At 73.4% G+C, this 24,193-nt stretch carries 25 protein-coding genes and 1 riboswitch; of the genes, 11 read left to right on the top strand and 14 right to left on the bottom strand.

Features of this window, described 5'->3' with window-relative positions; all coding sequences use genetic code 11:
• Positions 1-121: 121 nt before the first annotated feature.
• On the bottom strand, positions 122-1,987 hold the full coding sequence (locus ACI793_RS06280) for a BCCT family transporter (protein ID WP_456605512.1): 1,866 nt from the start codon (positions 1,985-1,987) through the stop codon (positions 122-124).
• A 190-nt stretch (positions 1,988-2,177) separates the two neighbouring features.
• Here ACI793_RS06280 and ACI793_RS06275 point away from each other — a divergent pair, with 190 nt between their 5' ends.
• The 8 genes from ACI793_RS06275 to metX all read left to right on the top strand — a co-directional run bounded on the left by ACI793_RS06275 (position 2,178) and on the right by metX (position 9,821).
• Positions 2,178-2,984 carry a thioesterase family protein gene (locus ACI793_RS06275; protein WP_456605511.1) on the top strand — a complete coding sequence of 269 codons (807 nt, stop codon included), beginning with the start codon at positions 2,178-2,180 and terminating at the stop codon, positions 2,982-2,984.
• Positions 2,985-3,045: 61 nt separating this feature from the next.
• Positions 3,046-3,945 (top strand): mechanosensitive ion channel family protein, encoded by a 900-nt coding sequence (locus tag ACI793_RS06270; RefSeq protein ID WP_456605510.1) that lies wholly within the window; start codon positions 3,046-3,048, stop codon positions 3,943-3,945.
• Positions 3,942-4,457 carry a hypothetical protein gene (locus ACI793_RS06265; RefSeq protein ID WP_456605509.1) on the top strand — a complete coding sequence of 172 codons (516 nt, stop codon included), beginning with the start codon at positions 3,942-3,944 and terminating at the stop codon, positions 4,455-4,457. The genes ACI793_RS06270 and ACI793_RS06265 overlap by 4 nt, the downstream gene beginning before the upstream one ends.
• Before the next feature lie 85 nt (positions 4,458-4,542).
• On the top strand, positions 4,543-5,472 hold the full coding sequence (locus tag ACI793_RS06260; protein WP_456605508.1) for an ABC transporter substrate-binding protein: 930 nt from the start codon (positions 4,543-4,545) through the stop codon (positions 5,470-5,472).
• Positions 5,473-5,489: 17 nt separating this feature from the next.
• Positions 5,490-6,443, top strand: a complete 954-nt coding sequence (locus ACI793_RS06255) for an amino acid ABC transporter permease (RefSeq protein WP_456605507.1) — start codon at positions 5,490-5,492, stop codon at positions 6,441-6,443.
• Positions 6,440-7,216 (top strand): amino acid ABC transporter ATP-binding protein, encoded by a 777-nt coding sequence (locus tag ACI793_RS06250; protein ID WP_456605506.1) that lies wholly within the window; start codon positions 6,440-6,442, stop codon positions 7,214-7,216. The genes ACI793_RS06255 and ACI793_RS06250 overlap by 4 nt, the downstream gene beginning before the upstream one ends.
• A gap of 76 nt (positions 7,217-7,292) precedes the next feature.
• Positions 7,293-7,410, top strand: a riboswitch (SAM riboswitch).
• 42 nt (positions 7,411-7,452) lie between these two features.
• Positions 7,453-8,745, top strand: coding sequence for a bifunctional o-acetylhomoserine/o-acetylserine sulfhydrylase (locus ACI793_RS06245; RefSeq protein ID WP_456605505.1), 1,293 nt, complete (start codon positions 7,453-7,455; stop codon positions 8,743-8,745).
• 2 nt (positions 8,746-8,747) lie between these two features.
• The gene (gene metX / locus ACI793_RS06240) at positions 8,748-9,821 is read left to right on the top strand and encodes a homoserine O-acetyltransferase MetX (protein ID WP_456605504.1); all 1,074 of its coding nucleotides are present in this window, start codon (positions 8,748-8,750) and stop codon (positions 9,819-9,821) included.
• A 75-nt stretch (positions 9,822-9,896) separates the two neighbouring features.
• Here the strand turns inward: metX and ACI793_RS06235 are convergent, their stop codons facing one another.
• A complete protein-coding gene (locus ACI793_RS06235; protein ID WP_456605503.1) occupies positions 9,897-10,277 on the bottom strand; it encodes a VOC family protein in 381 nt (126 codons plus the stop codon).
• Between the two features lie 41 nt (positions 10,278-10,318).
• Between ACI793_RS06235 and ACI793_RS06230 the strand changes: the two genes are divergently transcribed.
• Positions 10,319-11,380 carry a threonine aldolase family protein gene (locus ACI793_RS06230; protein ID WP_456605502.1) on the top strand — a complete coding sequence of 354 codons (1,062 nt, stop codon included), beginning with the start codon at positions 10,319-10,321 and terminating at the stop codon, positions 11,378-11,380.
• On the opposite strand, the gene ACI793_RS06225 is transcribed toward ACI793_RS06230, so the two are convergent.
• From ACI793_RS06225 to ACI793_RS06210, 4 genes are read right to left on the bottom strand one after another with little or no spacing between them, the layout of a single operon-like run.
• Positions 11,381-11,914 carry a gamma carbonic anhydrase family protein gene (locus ACI793_RS06225; RefSeq protein WP_456605501.1) on the bottom strand — a complete coding sequence of 178 codons (534 nt, stop codon included), beginning with the start codon at positions 11,912-11,914 and terminating at the stop codon, positions 11,381-11,383. It abuts the gene before it with no gap.
• A 52-nt stretch (positions 11,915-11,966) separates the two neighbouring features.
• The gene (gdhA, locus tag ACI793_RS06220) at positions 11,967-13,316 is read right to left on the bottom strand and encodes an NADP-specific glutamate dehydrogenase (RefSeq protein WP_456605500.1); all 1,350 of its coding nucleotides are present in this window, start codon (positions 13,314-13,316) and stop codon (positions 11,967-11,969) included.
• 60 nt (positions 13,317-13,376) lie between these two features.
• Positions 13,377-14,267, bottom strand: coding sequence for an NAD(P)H-hydrate dehydratase (locus ACI793_RS06215; RefSeq protein ID WP_456605499.1), 891 nt, complete (start codon positions 14,265-14,267; stop codon positions 13,377-13,379).
• Positions 14,248-14,988, bottom strand: a complete 741-nt coding sequence (locus ACI793_RS06210) for a histidine phosphatase family protein (RefSeq protein ID WP_456605498.1) — start codon at positions 14,986-14,988, stop codon at positions 14,248-14,250. The genes ACI793_RS06215 and ACI793_RS06210 overlap by 20 nt, the downstream gene beginning before the upstream one ends.
• Positions 14,989-15,089: 101 nt before the next feature.
• Here ACI793_RS06210 and ACI793_RS06205 point away from each other — a divergent pair, with 101 nt between their 5' ends.
• The gene (locus tag ACI793_RS06205) at positions 15,090-15,689 is read left to right on the top strand and encodes a YdeI/OmpD-associated family protein (RefSeq protein WP_456605497.1); all 600 of its coding nucleotides are present in this window, start codon (positions 15,090-15,092) and stop codon (positions 15,687-15,689) included.
• Here ACI793_RS06205 and ACI793_RS06200 read toward each other — a convergent pair.
• From ACI793_RS06200 to ACI793_RS06175, 6 genes are all read right to left on the bottom strand, one after another.
• Complete coding sequence (locus ACI793_RS06200; protein ID WP_456605496.1) at positions 15,677-17,146, bottom strand: APC family permease; 1,470 nt, start codon at positions 17,144-17,146, stop codon at positions 15,677-15,679. The two genes, ACI793_RS06205 and ACI793_RS06200, sit on opposite strands and share 13 nt — an antisense overlap.
• 14 nt (positions 17,147-17,160) lie before the next feature.
• Positions 17,161-18,189, bottom strand: a complete 1,029-nt coding sequence (locus ACI793_RS06195) for a C40 family peptidase (RefSeq protein WP_456605495.1) — start codon at positions 18,187-18,189, stop codon at positions 17,161-17,163.
• A 146-nt stretch (positions 18,190-18,335) separates the two neighbouring features.
• Entirely contained in the window at positions 18,336-18,830 is a 495-nt protein-coding gene (locus ACI793_RS06190) for a hypothetical protein (RefSeq protein ID WP_456605494.1), read from the bottom strand.
• Between the two features lie 43 nt (positions 18,831-18,873).
• A complete protein-coding gene (locus ACI793_RS06185; protein ID WP_456605493.1) occupies positions 18,874-19,176 on the bottom strand; it encodes a hypothetical protein in 303 nt (100 codons plus the stop codon).
• Positions 19,177-19,446: 270 nt separating this feature from the next.
• Positions 19,447-20,838 carry a metallopeptidase TldD-related protein gene (locus ACI793_RS06180; RefSeq protein WP_456605492.1) on the bottom strand — a complete coding sequence of 464 codons (1,392 nt, stop codon included), beginning with the start codon at positions 20,836-20,838 and terminating at the stop codon, positions 19,447-19,449.
• A 76-nt stretch (positions 20,839-20,914) separates the two neighbouring features.
• Entirely contained in the window at positions 20,915-22,429 is a 1,515-nt protein-coding gene (locus ACI793_RS06175) for a TldD/PmbA family protein (protein WP_456605491.1), read from the bottom strand.
• Positions 22,430-22,471: 42 nt separating this feature from the next.
• Here ACI793_RS06175 and ACI793_RS06170 point away from each other — a divergent pair, with 42 nt between their 5' ends.
• Entirely contained in the window at positions 22,472-23,287 is an 816-nt protein-coding gene (locus ACI793_RS06170) for an MBL fold metallo-hydrolase (RefSeq protein ID WP_456605490.1), read from the top strand.
• A 9-nt stretch (positions 23,288-23,296) separates the two neighbouring features.
• Here ACI793_RS06170 and ACI793_RS06165 read toward each other — a convergent pair whose 3' ends face one another.
• Positions 23,297-23,782, bottom strand: a complete 486-nt coding sequence (locus ACI793_RS06165; protein WP_456605489.1) for an SRPBCC family protein — start codon at positions 23,780-23,782, stop codon at positions 23,297-23,299.
• The gene (locus tag ACI793_RS06160) at positions 23,779-24,129 is read right to left on the bottom strand and encodes an ArsR/SmtB family transcription factor (protein ID WP_456605488.1); all 351 of its coding nucleotides are present in this window, start codon (positions 24,127-24,129) and stop codon (positions 23,779-23,781) included. Before ACI793_RS06160 ends, ACI793_RS06165 begins: the two co-directional genes overlap by 4 nt.
• Positions 24,130-24,193 lie beyond the last annotated feature (64 nt).

Raw genomic sequence — 24,193 nt, 5'->3', positions numbered from 1 at the left:
CCGCCGCCGCCCCCCCCCCCCCCCCCCCCCCCCCCCCCCCCCCCCCCCCCCCCCCCCCCCCCCCCCCCCCCCCCCCCCCCCCCCCCCCCCCCCCCCCCCCCCCCCCCCCCGGTTCCGTGCGTCAGGCGCCGTCGCGGCGCGACTCCGCGGGCAGCGGGGAGCCGACGTCGGCCGTGCCGGCCGTCCCCGACGCCCGTTCCCGCTGGGCAGCGGTGCGGACGGGCCCCGCCACGTCGGGCACCCCGTCCCCGTCGGTGTCGGGCGCCGGCTTCACCGACAGCACGAAGTCGTCCCCGTGGTGCCGGATGCCGTGCACCACGGCCTGCTCCACGGCCTCGACCGCGGCGGTCCGGCGCAGCACCATCGGGTCCGAGCGCACGTCCTTGGCCAGGGACGCGGCCAGCCCGACCATGACCAGCGCGAAGGGCAGCGCGGCGATGATCGTCAGGTTCTGCAGGCCGGTGAGCGCCTCGTCCCCGCCGACCAGCAGCATGATCGCCGCCACGGCGCCCATCACGACGCCCCAGAAGATCACGATCCGGCGGGTGGGCTCGATGGTCCCGCGCTCGGACAGCGAGCCCATGACGATCGAGGCGGCGTCGGCACCGGAGACGAAGAAGATCGCCACCAGCACCATGACCAGCACCGTCATCACGGTCGCCAGCGGGTAGGTGTCCAGGACGCCGAACAGCTGCCCCTCGCTGGTCGACTGCCCGGCGACGTCCGAGCCGTCGCGCTGGGCCGCGATGCCGGCACCGCCGAAGATCGCGAACCACACCAGGCTCACCACGCTGGGCACGAGCAGCACACCGGCGACGAACTGGCGGATCGTGCGGCCCCGGCTGATCCGGGCGAGGAACAGCCCGACGAACGGCGTCCAGCTGATCCACCAGGCCCAGTAGAAGACCGTCCAGCCGCGCAGCCACTCGGCCATCGGGTCGCCCCCGCTGGCCTCGGTCCGCCCGGCCATCTCGGCCAGGTCGGAGAAGTAGGCGCCGATGGCCCCCGGGACGAGGTTGAGGATGAGGACCGTCGGGCCGACGACGAAGACGAACAGCGCGAGCACGCCGGCCAGCACCATGTTGATGTTGGACAGCCACTGGATGCCCTTGGCCACCCCGGAGACCGCCGAGGCGACGAACGCGGCGGTGAGCACCGCGATGATCGCCACCAGCAGGCCGTTGCCGGCGTCGCCGAGCCAGCCGAGGATCTCCACGCCGCTGCCGATCTGCAGCGCACCGAGCCCGAGCGAGGCCGCCGAGCCGAACAGCGTGGCGAAGATGGCCAGGACGTCGATGAACTTGCCCGCCGGGCCCTCGGTCCTGCGGCGGCCGAACAGCGGCGCGAACGCGGCGCTGATCAGCTGCGGGCGGCCCCGGCGGAACGTGCCGTAGGCGATGGCCAGGCCGACGACGGCGTAGATGGCCCACGGGTGCAGGCTCCAGTGGAACAGCGTGGTGGCCATCGCCGTCGAGATCGCCTCGGGCGTCTCGGCGTCGACCGTGCGCGGGGGCGGTGACACGTAGTGGGTCAGCGGCTCGCTGACGCCGAAGAACATCAGCCCGATGCCCATGCCGGCGCTGAACATCATGGCGATCCAGGAGACCGTCCGGAACTCCGGCTGCTCGTCGTCACGGCCCAGCGGGATCCGCCCGTACCGGCTGCCCGCCAGCCAGAGGACGAAGACGACGAAGGACGAGGCGAGGAGCACGAACAGCCAGCCGAGGTTGCTCACGATCCAGGTCAGGGCGTTCCCGCTGGCGCTGCCCAGGCCGGACGGGGAGAGGAAGCCCCAGGCGACGAACGCCAGGGACACGACGGCGGCGATGCCGAACACGGTGGTGTCCAGGCGGCCACCGCGGTCGACGGCGGACCGGGGCGGCTGGGCCAGCGCCGGGTGGACGGCGTCGGCAGCGGCAGGTCCGGTGCTGCCCGCGGGGTCGGTCGACTCCTGCGCGGGCGGTGTCGTGGTCGGGTTCAGGGTCACAGGTGTCCAGCGCCGGTACGGCGCCCCTCCGTTCGGTTCGACGGCGGCTCCGCCCGGCGGTGAACGGAGCGCCGTGCTCCACGGTCCGCACAAGCGCGGGCGCGCGCAAACCGACCGCCCCGCGCGCGCCCCGCGCTCGCCCGACCGGGTGGTCCCCGGCGGCGTCGTACCCGCACGGGAGACTGGGGGCATGGAGCTGCCCGGCGCCCTGCACGCCCCCACCGACGACGGGTTCAGGGCCACCGCCCTGACCATCGGGCCGTGGGATCCCGCGCTCCAGCACGCGGGCCCACCGGCGGCGCTGCTGGCCCGCGAGGCGGAACGCGCCAGCGGCATCCCGGGCGGGCAGACGGTGCGGCTGAACTACGACATCCTCGGCCCGGTGCCGGTCGGGCCGGTACGGATCAGCACCACCGTCCTGCGGCCCGGCCGCCGCGTCGAGCTCGTCGAGGCCGTCCTGGACGCCGGGGACGGGCGCCCGCTCATGCGGCTCTCGGCCTGGCGGATGCGCACCCGCACCGAGGACCTCCCGGAGGCCGCCGAGGGCGCGGCGCCGGCCGCTGCGCACCCCGCGCCCGCCGGCGTCCCGGAGAGCCGGCGGGACGAGGCAGCCTTCTTCCGCTCCGACGTCGCCTACCACAAGGCGCTGGAGTGGCGGTTCGCCGGCGGCAGCTTCAACTCCCCGGGGCCGGCCGCCGCCTGGACCCGCCCGCAGTGCACGCTGGTGGAGGGCGAGCCGATCACCCCGCTGCAGCACCTGCTCGTCATGACCGACGCGGCCAGCGGCATCTCCGCGATCCTCGACTGGAGCACCGCAACCTTCGCCAACGTCGACCTGAGCGTGTCGCTGCACCGCCCACCGCGCGGGGAGTGGCTGGGCATGGACGCGACCACGGTGCTGGGCGACTCGGGGGCCGCGCAGTGCTCCGCCGTCCTCTTCGACGCCGACGGGGCGATCGGCCGCTCCACCCAGTCACTGTTCGTGGAACCCCGATGAGCAGCCCACCACCGCGCACGCCAGGCTGGGCGACGACGAGATCGACGAGGAGGAACCCTTCGTGGGCGACGCGCTGAGAGACGTCCTGGACTGGCTGTCCGGGCGTGGGCTCGAGGTGGTCCTGATCATCCTGGGCTCACTGCTGCTCGCCCGGCTCGTGTCGTGGGCCGGCAGCCGGATCACCGACCGCATCGACGCCCGCTACACCGAGGGCGACGCGCTCGTGCGCTCCGAGGCGGCCAAGCACCGGCACTCCCTCACCCAGGTGCTCACCTGGGCCGCGGTCGTCCTCATCTACTCGATCGCGGTGTTCTTCGTGCTCGACCGGCTCGGCGTGCCGATCACCGGCCTGGTGGCCCCGGCGACCGTGCTGGGCGTGGGCCTCGGCTTCGGTGCGCAGCGGATCGTCGGCGACGTCCTGGCCGGGTTCTTCATCATCACCGAGCGGCAGTACGGCTTCGGGGACGTCGTCTCCATCCAGGTCGTCGGCGGGATGGAGCCGGCCCAGGGCACGGTCGAGGACGTGACGCTGCGCATCACCCGCGTGCGCTCCGTCGACGGCGAGGTAGTCACCGTGCCGAACGGGCAGATCGTCAAGGTCATCAACCTGTCGCGGGACTGGGCGCGGGCGGTGGTCGACGTGCCGGTGCCCACCGGTACGGACGTCAACCGGGTCAACGAGGTCCTGCGCACGGTCGGCCGGGAGGCGTTCCGGGACCCCGCGCTGCGCCCGCTGCTGCTCGACCTGCCCAGCGTGATGGGTGTGGAGAGCCTGGGCCTGGAGCAGGTGAACGTCCGGATGGTGGCGCGCACCCTGCCGGGCAAGCAGTTCGACGTCGGCCGCGAGCTGCGCGCCCGCGTCGTCGACGCGTTCCGCGACCAGGGCATGAAGGTCAGCACGCCGTCGGTCTCCGATGACGAGCCGACGTCCCGGCCCGAGCGGGAGAGGGAGGACGCGTGACCACCCCCCAGGACGACCGGCCCCGCGCCGAGGGCGACGAGCCCACCGTCAGCACGGCCCCGACCAGCGGCACCGCGGCGGCACCGCCCACCTCCCGGTGGTGGAACTGGGGTTCCGTCCCCGACCACCTCGGCCGGGCACGGACCTCCACGGTGATCCTGTCGGTGCTGTTCCTGGCGATCTTCACGCTGTACCTCAACGTCCGGCCCGACGAGCAAGGATCCGCCAGCAGGCCGGCCGACGGAGGCAGCGACGTGGAGGCGCCCGTGGTGCCCGGTCTGCCGACGGAGCCCACCGAGGAGCCCGAGCCCACCGGGGAGCCGTCCCCCACCGCCGGGCCGGGGACGACCAGCACCCCGACGACCACCCCGTCCACGAGCTCGCCCGGCACCTCCACGGCAGAGCCGACCGGCGAGCCGGACGACCCCACGGAGACGTCGGAGCCGGCCGAACCGACCGGCGAGCCGGAGGACGAGGACACCGCCGGACCGACGTCGCCGTCGACTCCGTGATCGAAGCGGTACCGCCCTCACGCGACGTAGCGGGAAACGGCAGGGCAAGATCTGGTGTCTGCCCCGCCCGAAGGAGACCCCGCCCGTGTCTGCACGTTCCCTGACCCGCCGCGCCGCGACCGCCGTCGCCGCCGCCTCCACCGTCGCAGTGGTCCTCACCGGCTGCGGCGACGACCCCGACAGCTCAGAGCCCTCCGCCGAGAACGCCGCCGGGGAGCTCCTGCCCGCCGTCGAGGTCGACGAGGAGCTGGCCGCCCGGGTGCCTGACGAGATCGGCGAGGACGGGAAGATCACCGTCGGCACCGACACCAGCTACGCGCCGAGCGAGTTCATCGCCGCCGACGGCGAGACGATCGTCGGCTTCGACATCGACCTGTTCGCGCTGGTGGCGCAGAAGCTCGGGTTCGATGCGGAGTTCGAGTCGGCGGACTTCGGCTCGATCATCGCCGGCGTCGGCTCGGGCCGGTACGAGGTGGGCGTCTCCTCCTTCACGATCAACCCCGACCGCCTCGCCGAGGCGACGATGGTGAGCTACTTCTCCGCGGGCACCCAGTGGGCCGTGCAGTCGGGCAACCCGGAGGACGTCGACCCCGACAACGCCTGCGGGCTGTCGGTCGCCGTGCAGGCCGACACCGTCCAGGTCGAGGACATCACCGCCCGCTCGGCCGAGTGCGAGGCCGCCGGCGAGGAGGCCATCGACATCCAGCAGTTCGAGGGCCAGGACGAGGCCACCGCCGCGCTGGTCTCGGGCCGGGTGGACGCCGGCCTCGCCGACTCCCCGGTCATGGCCTACGCGGTCCAGCAGACCGGCGACCAGCTCGAGCTGCTCGGCGACATCTACGACTCCGCGCCCTACGGCTACGTCGTCCCGTCGGAGCAGACGGAGTTCGCGGAGGTGCTGGCCGATGCGCTCACCGCGCTGATCGAGGACGGCACCTACGAGGAGATCCTCGAGAAGTGGGGCGTCGAGGCCGGCGCGATCGACGACCCGACCGTCAACCCGACCGTCGACTGACGCCTCCGCACCTCCCCATGCCCGACACGAGCACGACCCCGGCACCGCCCGAGCAGATCCGGGCGGTGCCGGTCCGTCATCCCGGCCGCTGGATCGCCACCGCCGTCATCGCCGTGCTCGCCGCGATGTTCGTCCACATGCTGGCCACCAACCCGGTGTTCCAGTGGGACTTCATGGTCGAGAACATGTTCAGCGACGCCGTCCTCCGGGGCGCGCGGACCACGCTGATCATGACGGTGCTGGCCATGGCCATCGGCATCCTGCTCGGCATCGTGCTGGCGATCATGCGGCTGTCGGCCAACCCGGTCGTCTCGGGCGCGGCGTGGGTCTACATCTGGTTCTTCCGCGCCATCCCGCGCATCGTGCTGCTGTTCTTCTCGGCCAGCCTCGGGGCGCTGTACTCGACCTACGAGCTGGGCTTCCCCTTCGACCAGCAGCTGATGGGCTTCTTCGGCTGGGAGGGCGACTGGCGCTTCCTGAGCCTGGACGGCAACGACATCTTCCGCGGGTTCGTCGCCGGCCTGCTGGGGCTGGCGCTGTCCGAGGCCGCCTACGCGGCCGAGATCGTGCGGGCCGGCATCCAGTCGGTCGACCCCGGGCAGACCGAGGCGGCCGCCGCGCTGGGGATGGGCCGCGGGAAGACGATGCGCCGGATCGTGCTGCCCCAGGCGATGCGCGTCATCATCCCGCCGATGGGCAACGAGACGATCGCGATGCTCAAGGACACCTCGCTGCTGATCGCGGTGCCGGTGTCCAACGAGCTGAACTTCCAGCTGCGCGCCATCGGCAGCCGCACGTTCCAGGTCATCCCGATGGCCGTCGCCTCGATCCTCTGGTACCTGGCCCTGGCCAGCATGCTCATGATCGGCCAGCACTTCCTGGAGAAGCGGTTCAGCCGCGGGTTCGGCGCCCGCGAGACGCGGCGGCAGCGGGCGGCCCGCGAGGCCGCCCAGGCCGGCAGCGTCCGATGAGCAGCGTGCCGGGCCCGCCGATGGTGAAGGCCGAGGGCGTGCACAAGTCCTTCGGCCACGTGGAGGTGCTCAAGGGGATCGACCTGGAGGTCGCCCCCCGCGAGGTCATGTGCATCGTCGGCCCGTCGGGCTCGGGCAAGTCCACGTTCCTGCGCTGCATCAACCACCTCGAGCGGATCGACGCCGGACGGCTGTCGGTGAACGGCCACCTGGTCGGCTACCGCGAGAAGGGCGGCCGGCTGCACGAGCTGCGCGACGCCGAGGTGGCCGCCCAGCGCCGCGAGATCGGCATGGTCTTCCAGCGCTTCAACCTCTTCCCGCACATGACCGCGCTGGAGAACGTCGTCGAGGCGCCGGTCCAGGTGAAGGGCGTGAAGCGGGCGGAGGCCCGCGAGCGCGGCGCCGCCCTGCTGGAGCGGGTCGGGCTGGGCGACCGGATCCACACCTACCCGAACCAGCTCTCCGGCGGCCAGCAGCAGCGGGTCGCGATCGCCCGCGCCCTGGCGATGGAGCCGCAGCTCATGCTGTTCGACGAGCCCACCTCGGCCCTGGACCCGGAGCTGGTCGGCGAGGTGCTCGACGTCATGCGGGGCCTGGCCGCGGACGGGATGACCATGGTGGTGGTCACCCACGAGATGGGCTTCGCCCGCGAGGTGGGCGACAGCCTGGTGTTCATGGACGACGGCGCCGTCGTCGAGGCCGGCGACCCGCGGCAGGTGCTCACCGACCCGCAGCACGAACGCACCCGCGCCTTCCTCTCCAAGGTGCTCTGACGGAGGATCCCGCTGCAGCCGGGCCGGTGGGACCCGTGTTTCACGTGGGACAACCGAGGCGCCTAAGATCGGCTCGGCTCACGAGAGGCAGTGCGAAGCACCTGGCTGACTGCCCGGCAACCTCCTACTCCGTCTGAGGTGCTCCAGGGGAAGAGCCGGCCGTCGCGGCGTCCGCCGCGGGGCAAGGACGGGGCTCCCGTGCGCCGCGGGATCTCCTGAGCGGAAGGAGACGGCGCATGAGCGACCCGCAGAACTGGAGCTTCGAGACCCGGCAGATCCACGCCGGCACCAGCCCCGACCCGACGACCGGGGCCCGCGCCCTGCCGATCTACCAGACGACCAGCTACCAGTTCCGCGACAGCCAGCACGCCGCGGACCTGTTCGCGCTGGCCGAGATGGGCAACATCTACACCCGGATCATGAACCCGACGCAGGACGCGCTCGAGCAGCGCGTCGCCTCGCTGGAGGGCGGCGTCGCGGCACTCGCGGTGGCCTCGGGGCAGGCCGCGGAGACGCTGGCCATCCTCAACCTCGCCGAGGCCGGCGACCACGTCGTGGCGTCGGCGTCCCTCTACGGCGGCACCTACAACCTGCTGCACCACTCGCTGCCCAAGATGGGCATCACCGTCTCCTTCGTCGAGAACCCCGACGACCCGGAGAACTGGCAGTCGCTGGTGCAGGAGAACACCCGGGCCTTCTACGCCGAGACCATCGGCAACCCGAAGGGCGACGTGCTCGACATCGAGACCGTCGCCGGCGTCGCGCACCGCAACGGCGTCCCGCTCATCGTGGACAACACGGTGGCCACCCCGTACCTGATCCGACCCTTCGAGTTCGGCGCCGACGTCGTCGTGCACTCGGCGACCAAGTACCTGGGCGGCCACGGCACGGCGATCGCCGGCCTGATCGTCGACGGCGGCTCGTTCGACTGGCGCGGCGGCAAGCACCCCATGTTCACGACGCCGGACCCGACCTACCACGGCGTCGTCTACGCCGACCTCGGTGCGCCGGCCTTCGCGCTCAAGGCCCGGGTGCAGCTGCTGCGCGACCTCGGCCCGGCCGTCTCCCCCTTCAACGCCTTCCTGGTCGTGCAGGGCATCGAGACCCTGTCGCTGCGCATGGACCGGCACGTGGCCAACGCCCAGCGGGTGGCGGAGTTCCTCGAGGCCCACGACGCCGTCGACCGGGTCAACTACGCCGGCCTGCCCACCAACCAGTGGCACGCGGCGCAGCAGAAGTACGCCCCGAAGGGCGCCGGCGCCGTCCTCACCTTCGAGCTGCACGGCGGCAAGGAGGCCGGCCAGAAGTTCGTCGAGGCGCTCGAGCTGCACAGCCACGTGGCCAACATCGGCGACGTGCGCTCGCTGGTGATCCACCCCGCGTCGACGACCCACTCGCAGCTGACCCCCGAGGAGCAGCTGACCACCGGTGTCACCCCCGGTCTGGTGCGCCTGGCCGTCGGCCTGGAGGGGATCGAGGACATCCTCGCCGACCTCGAGGCCGGTTTCCGCGCGGCGAAGTCCGCCTGACGATGGGCGGGTGGGTCGAGGGGGATCCGGTCGGCGACCGGCTCTTCCTCGACCTGCCCGCCGTCCCGCTCGAGCGGGGCGGCGAGCTCGCCGACGTGCGGGTCGCCTACGAGACGTGGGGCACGCTCGCCCCCGACCGCAGCAACGCCGTCCTCGTCGAGCACGCGCTGACCGGTGACAGCCACGTCGTCGGTCGGTCCGGGCCCGGTCACGCGACGGCGGGCTGGTGGGAGGGGCTGGTCGGCCCCGGGCGCCCGCTGGACACCGACCGGTGGTTCGTCGTCTGCGCCAACGTGCTCGGCGGCTGCCAGGGGACGACCGGGCCCGGCTCCCTCGCCCCGGACGGCGCCCGCTGGGGATCCCGCTTCCCCGAGGTGACGGTGGGCGACCAGGTGCGGGTCGAGGTCGCCCTGGCCGACGCGCTGGGCATCGACCGCTGGGCCTGCGTGGTGGGCGGCTCGATGGGCGGCATGCGGGCGCTGGAGTGGGCCGTGGCGCTGCCCCAGCGGGTCGGGTCGCTGTTCTTCCTGGCCTCGGGGGCGGCCGCGTCCGGCGACCAGATCGGCACCCAGACCACGCAGCAGGCGGCCATCCGCGTCGATCCACGGTGGCGCGGCGGCGACTACGACCGGTCCGACCCGCCGTCCGACGGGCTGGGGATCGCCCGCCGGATCGCTCACCTGACCTACCGCAGCGCGCTGGAGCTCGACGCGCGCTTCGCCTCGCGCGTGCAGGAGGACGGCCGTTACGCCGTCGCCAGCTACCTGGACCACCACGCCGACAAGCTGGCCGGCCGGTTCGACGCCGGCAGCTACGTCGTCCTCACCGAGGCGATGAACTCCTGGGACGTCGGCCGCGGCCGCGGCGGGGTGGAGGCGGCGCTGGCCCGGGTGACCGCGCGCACCGTCGTCGCCGGCATCGACAGCGACCGGCTCTACCCGCCGGCGCTGCAGCAGCGCGTCGCCGACGCCCTGGGCGTGCCGCTACGGCTGATCTCCTCGCCGTACGGGCACGACGGCTTCCTCGTGGAGGTCGACGCGGTCGGCGGGCTGCTCAGCGAGCTGCTCACCCGCTGACCGGGCCGAACCCTGCGAAGCCGTGGTCATCACCCGCCGATCGCCACGAGTTCGCATGGTTCGTCGGGCCGGCGGTCACCGCTCGCCGGTCGGCTCCAGGAATTCCAGCCGGTTGCCGAACGGATCGGCCGCGTAGAAGCGGTCGTGCCCGGGGAAGTCGTCGTCCCAGGTCACCCGGTGGCCGGCTCCCTCCAGCGCCTCGGCCACGGCGCGCAGGCCCCTCACCTGCAGCCCGGGATGCGCCTTGCGCGCCGGGACGAAGGGATCCTCGACGCCGAGGTGCACCTCGAGGCCGCCGCCCCGGAACCAGCAGCCGCCCCGCGCCGCGAGGACCGGCGGCTTGTCCAGCTCCCGCATGCCGAGGACGTCGCGCCAGAACGCCCGGCAGTGCTCCTCACCGCCACGCGGGATGGCCAGCTGGACGTGGTGGACCGGCAGCAGCTCGAAGGCGGGCACGCGCCGACGCTAGCGAAGGGCAGGACCGCAGACTGTCCGGTGTGGACGACGACCTCCTCGCGCTGCGCGACACCTGCGACCGCTCGCTCACCGGCCACGGCGAGTGGCGCCCCGGGGCCCTGCTGGCCACGGTCCCGCCGGACACGGCAGCGGACCGGTACGGCGAGGGTGGCGTCGTCGCCGAGCTGGAGGCGGAGGTCGCCGCGCTGCTCGGCAAGCCCGCCGCGGTGTACCTGCCCAGCGGCGTGATGGCGCAGCAGGCAGCGCTCCGGGTGCACGCCGATCGCCGTGCCCGCCGGACCGTGCTCTGCCATCCGGAGAGCCACCTGGTCGCGCACGAGGAGCAGGCCTTCGAGCGGCTGCACGGGCTGGTGCTGCGGTCCGTCGGGAACCGGCACCGGCTCCTGCTGCGCGCCGACCTGGACGCGGTCGCCGAGCTGCCCGCGGCCCTGCTCGTCGAGCTGCCGCAGCGCGACCTCGGCGGGCAGCTGCCCCCGTGGGACGACGTCGTCGCGCAGGTGGGCTGGGCGCGGGAGCGGGGCGCGGCCGCCCACCTGGACGGCGCCCGGCTCTGGGAGGCCGCGGCCGGCTACGGGCGCTCCCCCGCCGAGGTCGCCGCGCCCTTCGACACCGTCTACGCGAGCTTCTACAAGGGCATCGGCGCGCTGGCCGGCTGCTGCCTGGCCGGGCCGGAGGACGTCGTGGCCGAGGTCCGCGAATGGCGACGGCGGCTGGGTGGCACCCTCTTCGGGCTGTGGCCGGGGGCGGCATCGGCCCTGACCTGCCTGCGGCGCCGGCTGCCGCTGATGCCGGCCTACCTGCAGCGCGCCCGCGAGGTGGCCGACGCGGTGCGGGACCTGCCCGGGGTCACCGTCGTCCCGGACCCGCCGCAGACGCCGATGCTGCACCTGCTGCTGCGTACCACGCCCGAGCCGTTCACCGCGGCCGCCCGCCGGCTGGCCGACGACGGCCTGTGGACCTGGCCGCAGGCCGCGATCACCGGTGACCCCGGCACCGTGCGGGTCGAGCTCCCGGTGGGCGACGCGACGCTGGCGCGAGGGATCGACGAGATCCGCGGCGCGATCGCCGCACTCGCCGGCTGATCAGCTCTCGATGCGGCGCACCCGTCGCGCGCCGTCGAGCCGGTCGCTGTAGGCCTTCGCGTTGTACTGGATGTGCAGCTGGTCGTCCTCGGTCGCCTCGCGCATCACCTTGGCCGGGACGCCGGCGATCAGCGACCGCGGCGGGAAGACCTTGCCCTGGGTGACGACGGCGCCGGCGGCCACGATCGAGCCCGAGCCGATGTGCGCGCCGTTCATGACCACGCTGCCCATGCCGACGAGCACGTCGTCGTCGATGCGGGCGCCGTGCAGCACCACCCGGTGCCCCACCGACACCCGCTCCCCCACGACCAGCGGGAAGCCGGGATCGGAGTGCAGCGTGCAGCCGTCCTGGATGTTGGAGTCGGCGCCGATCTCGATGACCTCGGCGTCGGCGCGGGCCACGGCGCCGTACCAGATGCTCGACCGGGGGCCCATCGTCACCGCGCCCACCACGACCGCCGTGGGCGCGACGAACGCCTCGTCGTCGATCGCGGGAGTGCCGAAGTCCAGGGCGCCGATGAAGTTCTCACTCATCCCTGCACCCCAGCACAGCCGGCCCGGCACGGCGCGGCCGGGGCGCCGGGCATCAGATCAAGCCGTGCGCGTGCACCGCTTCGGCCACCTGCAGGAACCCGGCCACGTTGGCGCCGAGCACCAGATCGCCCGGGGAGCCGTACTCCTCGGCCGTCTCGTGGCAGCGCGCATGGATGCCGCGCATGATCTCCTCGAGCTTGGCCTCGCTGTGGTCGAAGGTCCACCGGTCCCGCGAGGCGTTCTGCTGCATCTCCAGGGCCGAGGTGGCCACGCCGCCGGCGTTGGCCGCCTTCCCGGGGGCGAAGCCGATGCCGGCGGCCCGGAAGAGGTCGACCGCTTCCGGAGTGGCCGGCATGTTGGCACCCTCGACGACGTACCGGCAGCCGTTGCCGACCAGCGTGCGCGCCGCCCCGCCGTCGAGCTCGTTCTGCGTGGCACTGGGGACGGCCACCTCGCACGGGACGTCCCAGATGCTGCCGCCCGCGACGAAGGAGGCGCCGTCCACCCGGTCGGCGTAGACGCTGATCCGGGCCCGCTCGACCTCCTTCACCTGCTTGAGCACCTCGAGGTCGATGCCCTGCTCGTCGACGACGTAGCCGCTGGAGTCCGAACAGGCCACGACGGTGCCGCCGAGCTGGTGCACCTTCTCGATGCCGTAGACCGCGACGTTCCCCGACCCGCTGATGACCACCCGCCGGCCGTCGAAGGACTCCCCGCGGGCATGCATCATCGCGTCGGCGAAGAACGCGGCGCCGTAGCCGGTCGCCTCGGTGCGCACCAGCGCGCCGCCCCAGCCCAGCCCCTTGCCCGTGATGACCCCGGACTCGTAGCGGTTGGTGATGCGCTTGTACTGGCCGAAGAGGTAGCCGATCTCGCGGGCGCCGACGCCGATGTCGCCGGCCGGGACGTCGGTGTACTCGCCCAGGTGCCGGTAGAGCTCGGTCATGAACGACTGGCAGAACCGCATCACCTCGGCGTCCGACCGGCCCTTGGGGTCGAAGTCCGAGCCGCCCTTGCCGCCGCCGATGGGCATCCCGGTGAGCGCGTTCTTGAAGATCTGCTCGAAGCCGAGGAACTTGACGATGCCGAGGTTCACCGAGGAGTGGAAGCGCAGGCCGCCCTTGTAGGGCCCGAGCGCGGAGTTGAACTCCACCCGGAACCCGCGGTTGATCTGCACCTCGCCCCGGTCGTCCTGCCACGGGACGCGGAAGATGATCTGCCGCTCGGGCTCGCAGATGCGCTCGATCGTCTTCATCTCGGCGTACTCGCTGTGCCGCCCGAGCACGACGGCCAGCGACTCGAGCACCTCGCGCACCGCCTGGTGGAACTCGGCCTCACCCGGGTTCCGCCGCAGCACCTCGGCGTAGATCTCCTCCACCTTGGCCGGTACGTCCACGTGCACTCGGTCCTCCGTACTGCTCGTCCGACGACGGGCGCTCAACGTACGCGCGACGGGGCCCGCTCAGGGGGCGACCTCCGCCAGCGCGCCGGGCACCTCGCCCGGCAGCTCCCGGGCGAGGAAGCCCATCGGACCGATCGACGACGCAAGCCGCTCACCGGCCCGCCCGTGCAGCCACGCGGCCCACAGCGCGGCCTGGGCCGGCTCGGCCCCGCGCGCGAGCAGGCCACCTGTGATGCCGGCGCGCACGTCACCGGAGCCGGAGACGCCCAGCCCTGCGTTGCCGCTGTCGTCCCGCCACAGCCGCCCGTCGGGCGCCGCGGTCCACGAGGTGGCCCCGCCCAGCCCCACCACCGCCTTCGCCCGGCCGGCCAGGTCCGCGGCGGCGCCCGCCGGATCCTCGTCGATCTCGCGCTCCTCGACGTGCAGGGCGTAGGCGGCCTCGGTGGGATTGGGGGTGAGCACGACCCGCCCGTCCAGGTGGTGCACGCAGCTCTCCTCGGCGGTGACCGCGGCCAGACCGAGGGCGTCCAGGGCCAGCGGCCCGCTCAGGTGTGGCAGCAGCCGCTCGCCGAAGGCCTGGGTCGCCTCCTTGTCGGCCATGCCGGGCCCGATCAGCACGGCGTCGGCCGCCTCGGCCAGGTTGCGGACGACGTCCGCCGCGTCCGGGGCGATGGCGCCGCCGCGGGTCTGCGGCAGGGCCCGGACCAGCGCCTCGGGCAGTGCGGTGGCCACGTGCGGGGCCATGGAGGCGACCGTGGCCACCTGCAGCTTGCCGGCACCGGCCCGCATGGCCGCCTCGGCGGCCAGCAGCACCGCGCCGAGGGTCTCGGTGCTGCCGCCGATCACGAGGATCGAGCCGCGCGCGTTCTTCCCGCCGGAGGGCTCGGGCAGCGGCCACGCCCGCAGCACTCCGGGGGTGACGGTGGTGGGCTCAGGCCTGCTGGGGGACATCGGGCTCCTCGGTGATCTGCTCGTGCTCGGCGGCCAGGTGGTCCACCTCGTTGAACGCGACGAGGCGGAAGTCGCCGGAGTCCTCGCGCCGGTACCGGGTGAGCGACGCGTTGGCGACCTGCTCCTCGCGGTCGACGGCGAGCAGCTCCTGCTCGGTGAGCCCCTCCAGCACGTACCGGAAGACCATGATCACGGCCTGGTGCGCGACGATCACCAGGCGCTCGCAGTCGTGCCGCAGGCCCTCGGTGGCCAGCAGGCTGCGGATGCGCAGCGCGACGTCGGCCCAGCTCTCCCCGCCCGGCGGCCGGTAGTAGAACTTGCCCAGGAGATCGCGGCGCGAGGCCTCGTCCGGGAACTGCTCGCGGATGCCGGCGCCGGTCATCCGGTCGAACATGCCGAAGTCGCGCTCGCGCAGCCGCTCGTCGGTGCGCACCCGGAGCCCCAGGTCCGCCGTCGCCAGCCGGGCGGTGGTCAGCGCACGGTCGAAGGGCGAGCTGAGCACCGCGGTCGGGCGCTCGACCTCCGGCAGTGCAGCCAGCCAGGCGCCGAGCGCCTCCGCCTGCGACCGGCCGGTGTCCGACAGCGGCACGTCGGGGTCCCGGATGTCGAGGTCGAGCCGGCCGGCCCCGGCCTGCTGGGCGTGCGCGTCGGCGACGTTGCCCATGCTCTCGCCGTGCCGCACGAGCCACAGCGCCGACGGTCCCGGTTCCCGGCCTGTCACCCGCCACCCCCGTCCCCGTGCCGCGCGGTGCGGCCGTCCGCCCGCCGATAGCCGCGCGGGAGGAAGCCGAAACGGTCGGCACCCGCGGGCACGATGACTCCGTGACGCTGCCCACGGACCTGCCGGTGCTGCCCTTCCCCGACCAGGCCGCTCTCGAGGCGTGGCTGGAGGACCACCACGAGACCGCGCCCGGGCTCTACGTGAAGATCGCGAAGAAGGGCTCGGGCGTGCCCTCGGTGAACTGGGAGCAGATGGTCGAGGTGCTGCTCTGCTTCGGCTGGATCGACGGCCGCGCCAACCGGCTGGACGACTCCTTCTACCTGCAGCGGATCACGCCCCGGCGGCCGAGGAGCGTCTGGTCGGCGAAGAACGTCGCGACCGTGGAGCGCCTGATCGCCGAGGGGCGGATGCGCCCGGCGGGGCTCGCCGTGGTCGAGGCGGCGAAGGCCGACGGACGGTGGGAGCGGGCGTACGCCGGCCCGGCCACCATCACCGTCCCCGACGACCTGGCCGCGGCGCTGGACGCCGAACCCGACGCACGGGCGGCGTTCGACGCGCTGGACGGGCAGAACCGCTACGCCGTCCTGTGGCGGGTGCAGACGGCGAACACGGAGAAGACCCGCGCGAAGCGGATCGCCGCCGCGGTGGAGCTGCTCGCCGCCGGCGGGACGCCGCACCCGCCGTCGGGTCAGCCGGGGTAGGCGCTGCGCCGCTCGCGCCAGAAGGTGGCGTCGCGCCGGCGCCACCAGAGCATGAGCAGGACCCCTGCGGACATGACGCCGACGCCGATGACCAGCGGCGGGCCCACCCCGAGCCAGGCCTGCCCGGTGTAGGAGTTCTCCGCGTCCGCCAGGTCCCGGACCGAGAGCACGAGCAGCCAGGCCAGCATCGCCGCCCCGGTCAGCGGGCCGACGCCCAGGAGCAGGAGGTTGCGCACGCTGGAGAGCAGCTGCCGCCGGAAGTAGACGGCGCAGGCCAGGCCGGTCAGCGCGTAGTAGAGCGCGATGAGCAGTGAGAGCCCGGTGATCGAGTCGAACAGCGCGTTCTCGCTGACCAGCCCGACGCCGACGTACCAGGCCACGCCGATCCCGGCGACCCACCAGGTGGAGACGTCGGGCGTGCGGTGCGTGGGCGAGATCGAGGCGAACCGGCGCGGCAACGCGGCTCGCCGGGCCATCGACAGCCCGGTGCGCGAGGCCGGGATGATGGTCGTCTGCGTCGAGGCGATGGCGGAGGTGGCGACGGCGACCAGCACCACCCAGTCCCAGCCACCGAGCGCCCGGGTGGACAGCAGCGCGAAGACCGCCTCCTCCTCGTCGGCGTTGCCGGCCAGCCAGCCGGTGCCCGCGAAGGCGACGACCGCCGTCGCCACGCCCAGGTAGGTGATCAGCAGGGCCACCGTCGACCAGACGCCGGCCCGGCCGGGCGCGCTCAGCGGGTCGCGGGTCTCCTCGGTCAGGTTGACCGCCGACTCCCAGCCCCAGTAGGCGAAGACGCCGAGCAGCAGGCCCCCGGTCAGCGCCGCGCCACCCGACCCGAACGGGTCCAGCCAGTTCCACTCCGGCGTCAGGCCGCCGAACGGGCTGGTCCCACGGACGCCGCGCACCAGCGCGACGACGGCGAAGACGGCGAGCGCCACGGTCTGCGCCACGATCAGGCCGTTCTGCAGCCGGGCCGAGAGCTCGGTGCCGCGCACGCAGATCGCCGCCATGACCACCACGAGCAGCACCGACAGGGCCATGACGGTCGGCGTCGACTCCGCCCAGCCGTCCAGACCCACGGCCAGCAGCGTGAAGCGGACGCCCACCTCGGCGAGCGAGCCCAGCACGAGGACGCCGGTCATGGCGATCGCCCAGCCGCCCAGCCAGCCCGCCCAGGGGCCCAGCGCCCGCGTGACCCAGGAGAAGGTGGTGCCACAGTCGGGGTCGACCCGGTTGAGCGCGGCGAAGGCCCCCGCGATGAGCAGCATGGGAAGGAACGAGGCCAGCAGCACACCAGGGGCGTGCACCCCCACCAGGGCGACGATCGGCCCGAGCACGGCGGCCAGCGAGTAGGCCGGCGAGGTGGCCGCGAGGCCGATGACGAGGGTGTCGAGGAAGCCGACGGCGTCGGGGCGCAGGGTCGGCGGCGCCTCGGGCCCGGACGCGGTGGCGGTCACCCCCGCGATTGTCCTCAGCCGGTGAGGCGGACGCCGAACCGGTAGCCGCGCTGGTCGACGCTCGTCACGGCGACCGGCTTCCCGTAGGTGCGGGCGTGCACGATCATCCCGTTGCCGATGTAGAGCGCCACGTGGCTGATCGGCGTGTAGTAGAAGACCAGGTCGCCGGGCCGGAGCTCGTTCCGGGAGACCTGCCGCCCCAGCTGGGACTGCGCACGGCTCGAGTGCGGCAGCCGCACGCCGGCGGCCGCGTAGGCGGCCGAGGTGAGGCCGGAGCAGTCGTAGGCGTTCGGGCCCGTGCCGCCGGCGGCGTAGGCGTCGCCCACCTCGGCCAGCGCCGCCCGGATGGCCACGGCAGCCGCCGAGCCCGGGGCCACCGGGAGCTCCTCGACGGAGGGGGCGTTCAGCGAGCGGCCGGCCACGGCGGTGGTCACGCGCTCCTGCTCGGCGGCCGAGAGCCGGGCGAAGTCGGCCTGGTAGGCGGCCGCCCGCTTCTCGACCTCGGCCTTCTGCTCCCGCAGCTGCTGGGCACCCGCCTCTGCGGTGGCGGCGGCCTCGTCGGCGGCCGCCTGGGCCGCGCGGGCCGCGTCCTGGGCGGCGTCCGCCTGGGCCACGACGGCGTTGGTGTGCTCGGCGATCAGGTCCAGCGTCGTCATCTGCTGGACCAGCTCGGCGGCGGACTCGCTGGTGAGGAAGGCGGCCATGCGCGACTGGGTCTTCCCGGTGTAGCCGGTGGTCGCGATGGCGCGGAGCTTGGGCTCGAACACGGCCATCGCGGCATGCGCTGCCTCGGCCCGCTCGGCGGCGGCTGCCGCCTCCTTCCGCTGGGTGGCGACCAGCAGCTCGGCCTCGTGCAGCTGCTCGTCGACGACCGTCAGCTCGTGCGCGGCCTTCTGGACGAGTTCCCTCGCCGCGGCAGCGGTGCCCGGCGTGGCGCCCGCGGGAGCCGGCGCCAGCACGCCCGTGGCGGCGGCGACGAGCGCCACCCCCACGGCGAGGAGGGCCCGGGAACGGCGTCGGGGGGTCGTGCGCGCGGACTGCACCGTCGGCCTCCGATCAGCTGCGCCGGTGCCGGGGAAGGGCACTGTTCGTTGCGCGTCGGTACGCACCGTAAGGAGGTCGTATCGACACGTAGCGGACGGCGCGCGGGATCGGAAGCCCTGCACTCGCCCCGTTCGTCACATGCGCCTCAGCCGTTCCCGCGGGCCCCGCGAGCGACCCCGTCCGGACCCCGGTCGGCCGCGAGCGGGACGAGCCGATCGGCGACGGCGCCGGTGACGAAGGAGTAGACGGCCTTGTGGCCGACGTCGACCACCTGGTCGCGGCGGGACCACGTCCACGGCGGTGCGCCGACGCCGGTGGCGTTCTCCAGGGTCTGGTCGGTGGCCAGCCGCACCGAGGTGTGCCAGGCCGAGGCGCGCCAGCCGCGCAGTCCGGCGGCGGACCAGATCCCGCGCAGGGCGCCGACGGCCGCACCGGTCCCCCAGTGCATGAGGTGGTTGCGCACCGGCGGGCGGGCGGAGCCCGGCAACCGGCGGCCGGTCGTGACCGCGGTGAGCGTCCGTGCCGGTACGTAGGAGTTCGGGCGCGAGGTGACCGACTGCTCGGCCTTCTCCGCCAGGGTCATGGCAGCGACGCCGGCCAGGCCGGCGAGGGCTCCGCGCAGCGCGGCTCGTCCCAACATGCGAGTGCCCCTACCCGGGGAACGGGCAGGGGCAACGCGACGATCAGCCGGCGAGGGGCTCCTGGACCTGGAGGCCGGCGACGGTCTGGAAGTCGCGGAGGATCGCGGAGAGCTCGTCGGCCGTCCACGCCTCGCAGCAGTCGCAGCCGCCGTCGGCGAAGCTGACCAGGCCGAGGCGTCCGCCCGCCTGGTCCTCGTCGATCGCGAGGTGGCCGGCCGACGGGTGGCGGTGGCAGGCGCAGGCCGCGGCGCACAGGCCCAGACCCCACCCGGAGATGACGACGGTGTGCCCGTCGTCCCGGACCTTGCCGACCTGGAAGACGGACGGCTTGTGACTCCTGCTCATGGGAGTCCTCCCCTCGACAGCCCGTTCCGGAGAGCGGGGCCCGTGCTCGGTTGAAAAAAGGAGCCACAAGAGGTTTCGGCAGATGTGGTCCTGCGGTAAAGCTCTCTGTTGCACCGACTTTCAGCACCCACGGTAACCCCGCCGCCACGACGCGTCGCCGTCACAACTCTCCAGGCGTCACTCGCCCACGTTGGCGGAACTGCACCGACCGGAGCCCGGCCTGCGACGGGTGTGACGGACGGGTCCGCCGGGGCGTCGGCGAGGCCACCGTCAGCTGGCCGGTGACACCGAGCTCATGTTGAAGTCCGGCACCCGCAGCATCGGCATGGCCGCGCGGGTGAACCAGTCGTTCCACTCCCGGGGCAGGGTGCGCTCGGTCCGGCTGGCCTGGACCGCACGGCCCAGCAGGTCGACCGGCGACTCGTTGAACCGGAAGTTGTTGGCCGCACCGGTAACCTCCCCGTTCTCCACGAGGAAGACGCCGTCGCGGGTGAGGCCGGTGAGCAGCAGCGTCTGCGGGTCGACCTCGCGGATGTACCAGAGCGTGGTCAGCAGCAGGCCGCGCTCGGTGGCCGCGACCATGTCAGCGGGATCCACCGATGCGGTGCGGTCCTCGAGGATCAGGTTGTCGACGGCGACCGTGGCCGGCGCCGTCTGCTTCAGCGCCCAGGCGCGCGGGCGGACCAGGTTGGTGAGGACGCCGTCGGTGATCCAGTCGATCGCCGGCGAGGCGAGGCCGTTGTCGAACACCGAGGCCGCGCCGGACGAAGCGGGCACCACCTGGAAGGGTGCGGTCTCCAGGCCCGGTGCCGCCGGGTCGCTGCGCAGGGTGAGCGGGAGCTCGGCGAGGCGGTCGCCGATCCGGTTCCCGCCGCCCTGGCGGGCGAAGACGTTGCGGCCCTCGTCGGCGTCGCGCGCCTCCATCGTCCAGTAGAGGCAGATCATCAGGTCGCTGACCGCCGAGGGCGGCAGCAGGGTCTCGTAGCGCCCGGCCGGGAGGTCGATGCGGCGCTCCGACCAGCGCATCTTCTGCGCCACGTCGGCGGCGAGCGCCGGCACGGACACGTCCCGGAAGTCGCGCGTGCTGGTGCCCGACCACACCGAGCGGGAGAAGTCCGGGCTCTTGCCGTTGAGCTCCACCCGGCCGGTGGGCTGGTCGGTGCGCAGGCGCAGACCGGTGGAGGTGCCCAGGTAGGTGGTGCTCAGGGAGTGCTCGGCGAAGCCGAAGAGCAGCTCGCCGCGGTCGCGCGCCTCGCCGAAGGCCTGCCCGAGCGCCGGCGCGAACTCGGCGAACACCTCGATCGAGGTCTCCGCCGGGTCGGCCGACCAGTCCCCGGTGCCCGGCGGCGGCTCGGAGACCAGCGGGACGGCGTCCTCGGCGGGGCCCGCGTCGCGGGCGGCGCGCTCGCTGGCGGCGACCAGCTCGGCGACGTCCGGCGTCCCGGTGCGCGACACCGTGCCGGCGGCCATCCCCGCACCCCCGTCCACGAAGGAGACGACGACGACCGAGCGCGAGCGCATGGCGCCGTTGGTGGTCAGGCTGTTGCCCGCCCACCGCAGGTTGGCCTCCGAGTGCTCGGTGACGTAGGTGACCTGGCCGTCGGCGGTCGAGGTGGCGAGCGCCTGCTCGACGAGCTCCTGGGCTGAGCGGTGCAGACTCATTGCTCGACTCCGGTCTCGTTCCGCTCCTCGGTCGCTAGCGCTCCCTGCGATGCTCGCTCGACCGTCGTTCTCGCGCTCATCGGCCGGCCTCCTGGACGGTGTTGAGCACCGACACCTGGTCGAAGCGGGCGGTCGGGCAGCCGTGGCTCACCGGCGCCGCCTGCCCGGGTTGGGCCTTGCCGCAGTTGAACGCGCCGCCCAGGACGTAGGTCTGCGGCCCGCCCACCACCGACATCGAGCCCCAGAAGTCCGTCGTCGTGGCCTGGTAGGCGACGTCGCGCAGCTGACCGGCCAGCCGTCCGTTCTCGATCCGGTAGAACCGCTGGCCGGTGAACTGGAAGTTGTAGCGCTGCATGTCGATCGACCAGCTCTTGTCGCCGACCACGTAGATGCCGCGGTCCACCCCGCCGATGATGTCGTCGGTCGAGGGCCCGTCGGGCGCCGGCTGCAGGGAGACGTTGGCCATCCGCTGCACGGGCACGTGGCCCGGCGAGTCGGCGAACGCGCAGCCGTTGGAGCGCGGGAGCCCCCGGAGGCGGGCCATGTTGCGGTCGACCTGGTAGCCCACCAGCACGCCGTCCCTGACGATGTCCCACTCCTGCCCGGCGACGCCCTCGTCGTCCCAGCCGACGGTGGAGAGGCCGTGGGCGGCCGTGCGGTCGCCGGTGACCTGCAGCAGCGGCGAGCCGTACTGCAGCGTGCCGAGCTTGTCGACGGTCGCGAACGACGTGCCGGCGTAGGCGGCCTCGTAGCCGAGGGCCCGGTCGAGCTCGGTGGCGTGGCCGATGGACTCGTGGATGGTCAGCCAGAGGTTCGAGGGGGCGATGACCAGGTCGTAGCGGCCGGCCTCGACCGAGGGCGCCTTGGTCTTCTCCCGCAGGAGCTCGGGGAGCTCGGCCAGCTCGCCGGCCCAGTCCCAGCTGCCGCCGGTCAGGTACTCCCAGCCGCGGCCGGACGGCGGGGCGAGGGTGCGCATGCTCTCGAAGGAGCCGGTGGCGCGGTCGACGGTGAGCGCGGTGAACTCCGGGTGGATGCGCACCCGCTGCTGCCTCGTGCGGGTGCCGGCGGTGTCGGCGTAGTACTTCTGCTCCTTGACGTGCATGCAGCTGCTCTGCACGTGCTCGACGCCGTCGGGGGCCAGGAGCCGCTCGGAGAAGTCGGTGAGCAGGGCGGTCTTCTCGGTGTCCGGCAGCTCGAACGGGTCGACCTCGTACTCGGAGACGTACGTGGCGTCGGGGTACACCGGCTCGGGGACCAGCTCCACGCGGTCGGTGTTGATCGCCGCCGACACCGTCGCCACGGCGACGGCCTGCTCGGCCAGCCGGACGGCCTCCGCGGCGGTGAGGACGACGCCGGCCGCGAAGCCCCAGGTGCCCTCGTATACGACCCGGACGGCCAGCCCGAGGTCCTCGCCGTCGGTCACCGCCTCCGGACGGGCGTCGCGCAGGCTGATCGTCTGGGTGCGGATCCGCTCGACCCGGATGTCGGCGTGCTCGCAGCCGAGGTCCACCGCCCGGGTGAGGGCGGCGTCGGTGAGCGCGGACAGCGGGAGCGCGAGGAAGGACTCGTCGACGGTGCGGGTTCCTGGCACCCGGCCTGTCTACCAGCACCCGACCGGGGGTAGCCGGGGCTCATGGTCGAGCCCGCACCGCAGCCCATGGACGACGTGACGATGACCTTCGTCGGCAACGCGACGATGCTGCTCCGGCTCGGCGGGTTCACCCTGCTGACCGACCCGAGCTTCCTGCACCGCGGGCAGCGCGCCTACCTGGGCAAGGGCCTGTGGACCAAGCGGTTGACCGACCCGGCGCTGGAGCCCGGCGAGCTCCCGTCCCTGGACGCCGTCCTGCTCTCGCACATGCACGGCGACCACTGGGACGACATCGCCACCCGCAGCCTGGACAAGGCCACGCCGGTGGTGACCACCCAGGCGGCCGCGCGGGCGCTGGGGCGCAAGGGCTTCACCGCGACGTCGGACCTGCGCCCCTGGCAGCAGCACGTCCTGTCCGCCGGCGACGACGAGCTGCGGATCACCTCGGTACCGGGCGTCCACGGGCCGGGACCGCTGGCGAAGGTGCTCCCGCCGGTGATGGGCAGCGTGCTGGAGCTGGTGCGGGCCGGCGAGGTCGCCTGGCGGGGCTACATCTCCGGCGACACCCTGTACCGGCCGTTCCTCGGCGAGGTGCTGGAGCGCTGCGGGCCGCTCGACGTCCTCGTCCCGCACCTGGGCGGGACCAAGGCGCTCGGGCTCACCGTCACCATGGACGCGCGCCAGGGCGCCGACCTCGTGGAGCTGCTCAAGCCGCCGGTCACCGTGCCGGTGCACTACGACGACTACGACCGGTTCAGGAGCCCGCTCGGGGACTTCGTCGCCGAGGTCGGCCGCCGCGAGCTGCCCGGCCAGCTGCGCACCGTCGGCCGCGGGGACACGATCTCCCTGCGCGCCTGATCCGCGGGCTCAGCCGCGGGCGAGCAGGTCGTCGAGCTTCTCGTAGCCCTCGTTCACGCCGACCTCCATGCCGCTGGCGACGAAGCCGTCGCGGCCCTCGAACGAGTCCACCAGCGACGTCGAGGTGAGCCGGGTGCGACCGTCGCCCAGGTCCTCGAGGACGATCCGCTCGAGGGCGACGTCGTCCGGCATCCCCTCGAAGGCGAACGTCTGGACGATGAGCTCGTTCGCGCGCACCTCGTGGAAGACGCCGTTGAAGCCGTAGTCCTCGCCGTCCTGCGACATCACGTAGCGGTAGGAGCCGCCGGTGCGGCAGTCGTACCGGTCGATGCGGATCTCCATGCCCTTCGGCCCCGTCCACCGTGCGAACAGCTCCGGGTCGACGTGCGCCCGGAACACCTTCTCGGGCGGGGCGTCGAACTCGCGCACGATCCGGACGAGGGGGACGTCGGGGTCGGAGACGATCTGGGTCTCGTGGTGCGTGGTGCTGGTCATGACGTGCTTCCTTCCTGGGCTGGGCCGGCGTCCGGCATGTCGCGCAGGACGTCGTCGAGACGGCGGTAGCGCTCCTCGGCCTGCCGCCGGTACCGCTCGATCCACTTCGTCATCAGGTCGAACACCTCGGCCTCGAGGTGCACCGGGCGGCGCTGGGCCTCCCGGCTGCGACTCACCAGGCCGGCGTCCTCCAGCACCTTGAGGTGCTTGGAGACGGCCTGGACGGTCACCTCGTAGGGCGCGGCGAGCTCGTTGACCGTGGCATCGGCGACCGCCAGCCGCGCCACGATGTCCCGCCGGGTGGGGTCGGCCAGCGCCGAGAACACCCGGGAGAGCGGATCCGCCACCGTGTTCCTCCTTGTCAACCTTGCGGTTGAACAGCACGGTAGACCTCCCACCACCCTTGGTCAA

The organism is Blastococcus sp. SYSU DS0617 (genome assembly GCF_054051075.1).
Note: the sequence above shows the minus strand (reverse complement) of the source record. Positions and strands in the feature narration are given on the sequence as shown.

Excerpts from the sequence above, each read along its gene's own strand:
- ACI793_RS06225 (WP_456605501.1), bottom strand. The coding sequence starts at position 11,914 with ATGAGTGAGAACTTCATCGGCGCCCTGGACTTCGGCACTCCCGCGATC.
- ACI793_RS06250 (WP_456605506.1), top strand. The coding sequence starts at position 6,440 with ATGAGCAGCGTGCCGGGCCCGCCGATGGTGAAGGCCGAGGGCGTGCAC.
- ACI793_RS06215 (WP_456605499.1), bottom strand. The coding sequence starts at position 14,267 with ATGTCCCCCAGCAGGCCTGAGCCCACCACCGTCACCCCCGGAGTGCTG.
- ACI793_RS06170 (WP_456605490.1), top strand. The coding sequence starts at position 22,472 with ATGGTCGAGCCCGCACCGCAGCCCATGGACGACGTGACGATGACCTTC.
- ACI793_RS06180 (WP_456605492.1), bottom strand. The coding sequence starts at position 20,838 with ATGAGTCTGCACCGCTCAGCCCAGGAGCTCGTCGAGCAGGCGCTCGCC.
- metX (WP_456605504.1), top strand. The coding sequence starts at position 8,748 with ATGGGCGGGTGGGTCGAGGGGGATCCGGTCGGCGACCGGCTCTTCCTC.
- ACI793_RS06245 (WP_456605505.1), top strand. The coding sequence starts at position 7,453 with ATGAGCGACCCGCAGAACTGGAGCTTCGAGACCCGGCAGATCCACGCC.
- ACI793_RS06165 (WP_456605489.1), bottom strand. The coding sequence starts at position 23,782 with ATGACCAGCACCACGCACCACGAGACCCAGATCGTCTCCGACCCCGAC.
- ACI793_RS06275 (WP_456605511.1), top strand. The coding sequence starts at position 2,178 with ATGGAGCTGCCCGGCGCCCTGCACGCCCCCACCGACGACGGGTTCAGG.
- ACI793_RS06255 (WP_456605507.1), top strand. The coding sequence starts at position 5,490 with ATGCCCGACACGAGCACGACCCCGGCACCGCCCGAGCAGATCCGGGCG.
- ACI793_RS06190 (WP_456605494.1), bottom strand. The coding sequence starts at position 18,830 with ATGTTGGGACGAGCCGCGCTGCGCGGAGCCCTCGCCGGCCTGGCCGGC.
- ACI793_RS06185 (WP_456605493.1), bottom strand. The coding sequence starts at position 19,176 with ATGAGCAGGAGTCACAAGCCGTCCGTCTTCCAGGTCGGCAAGGTCCGG.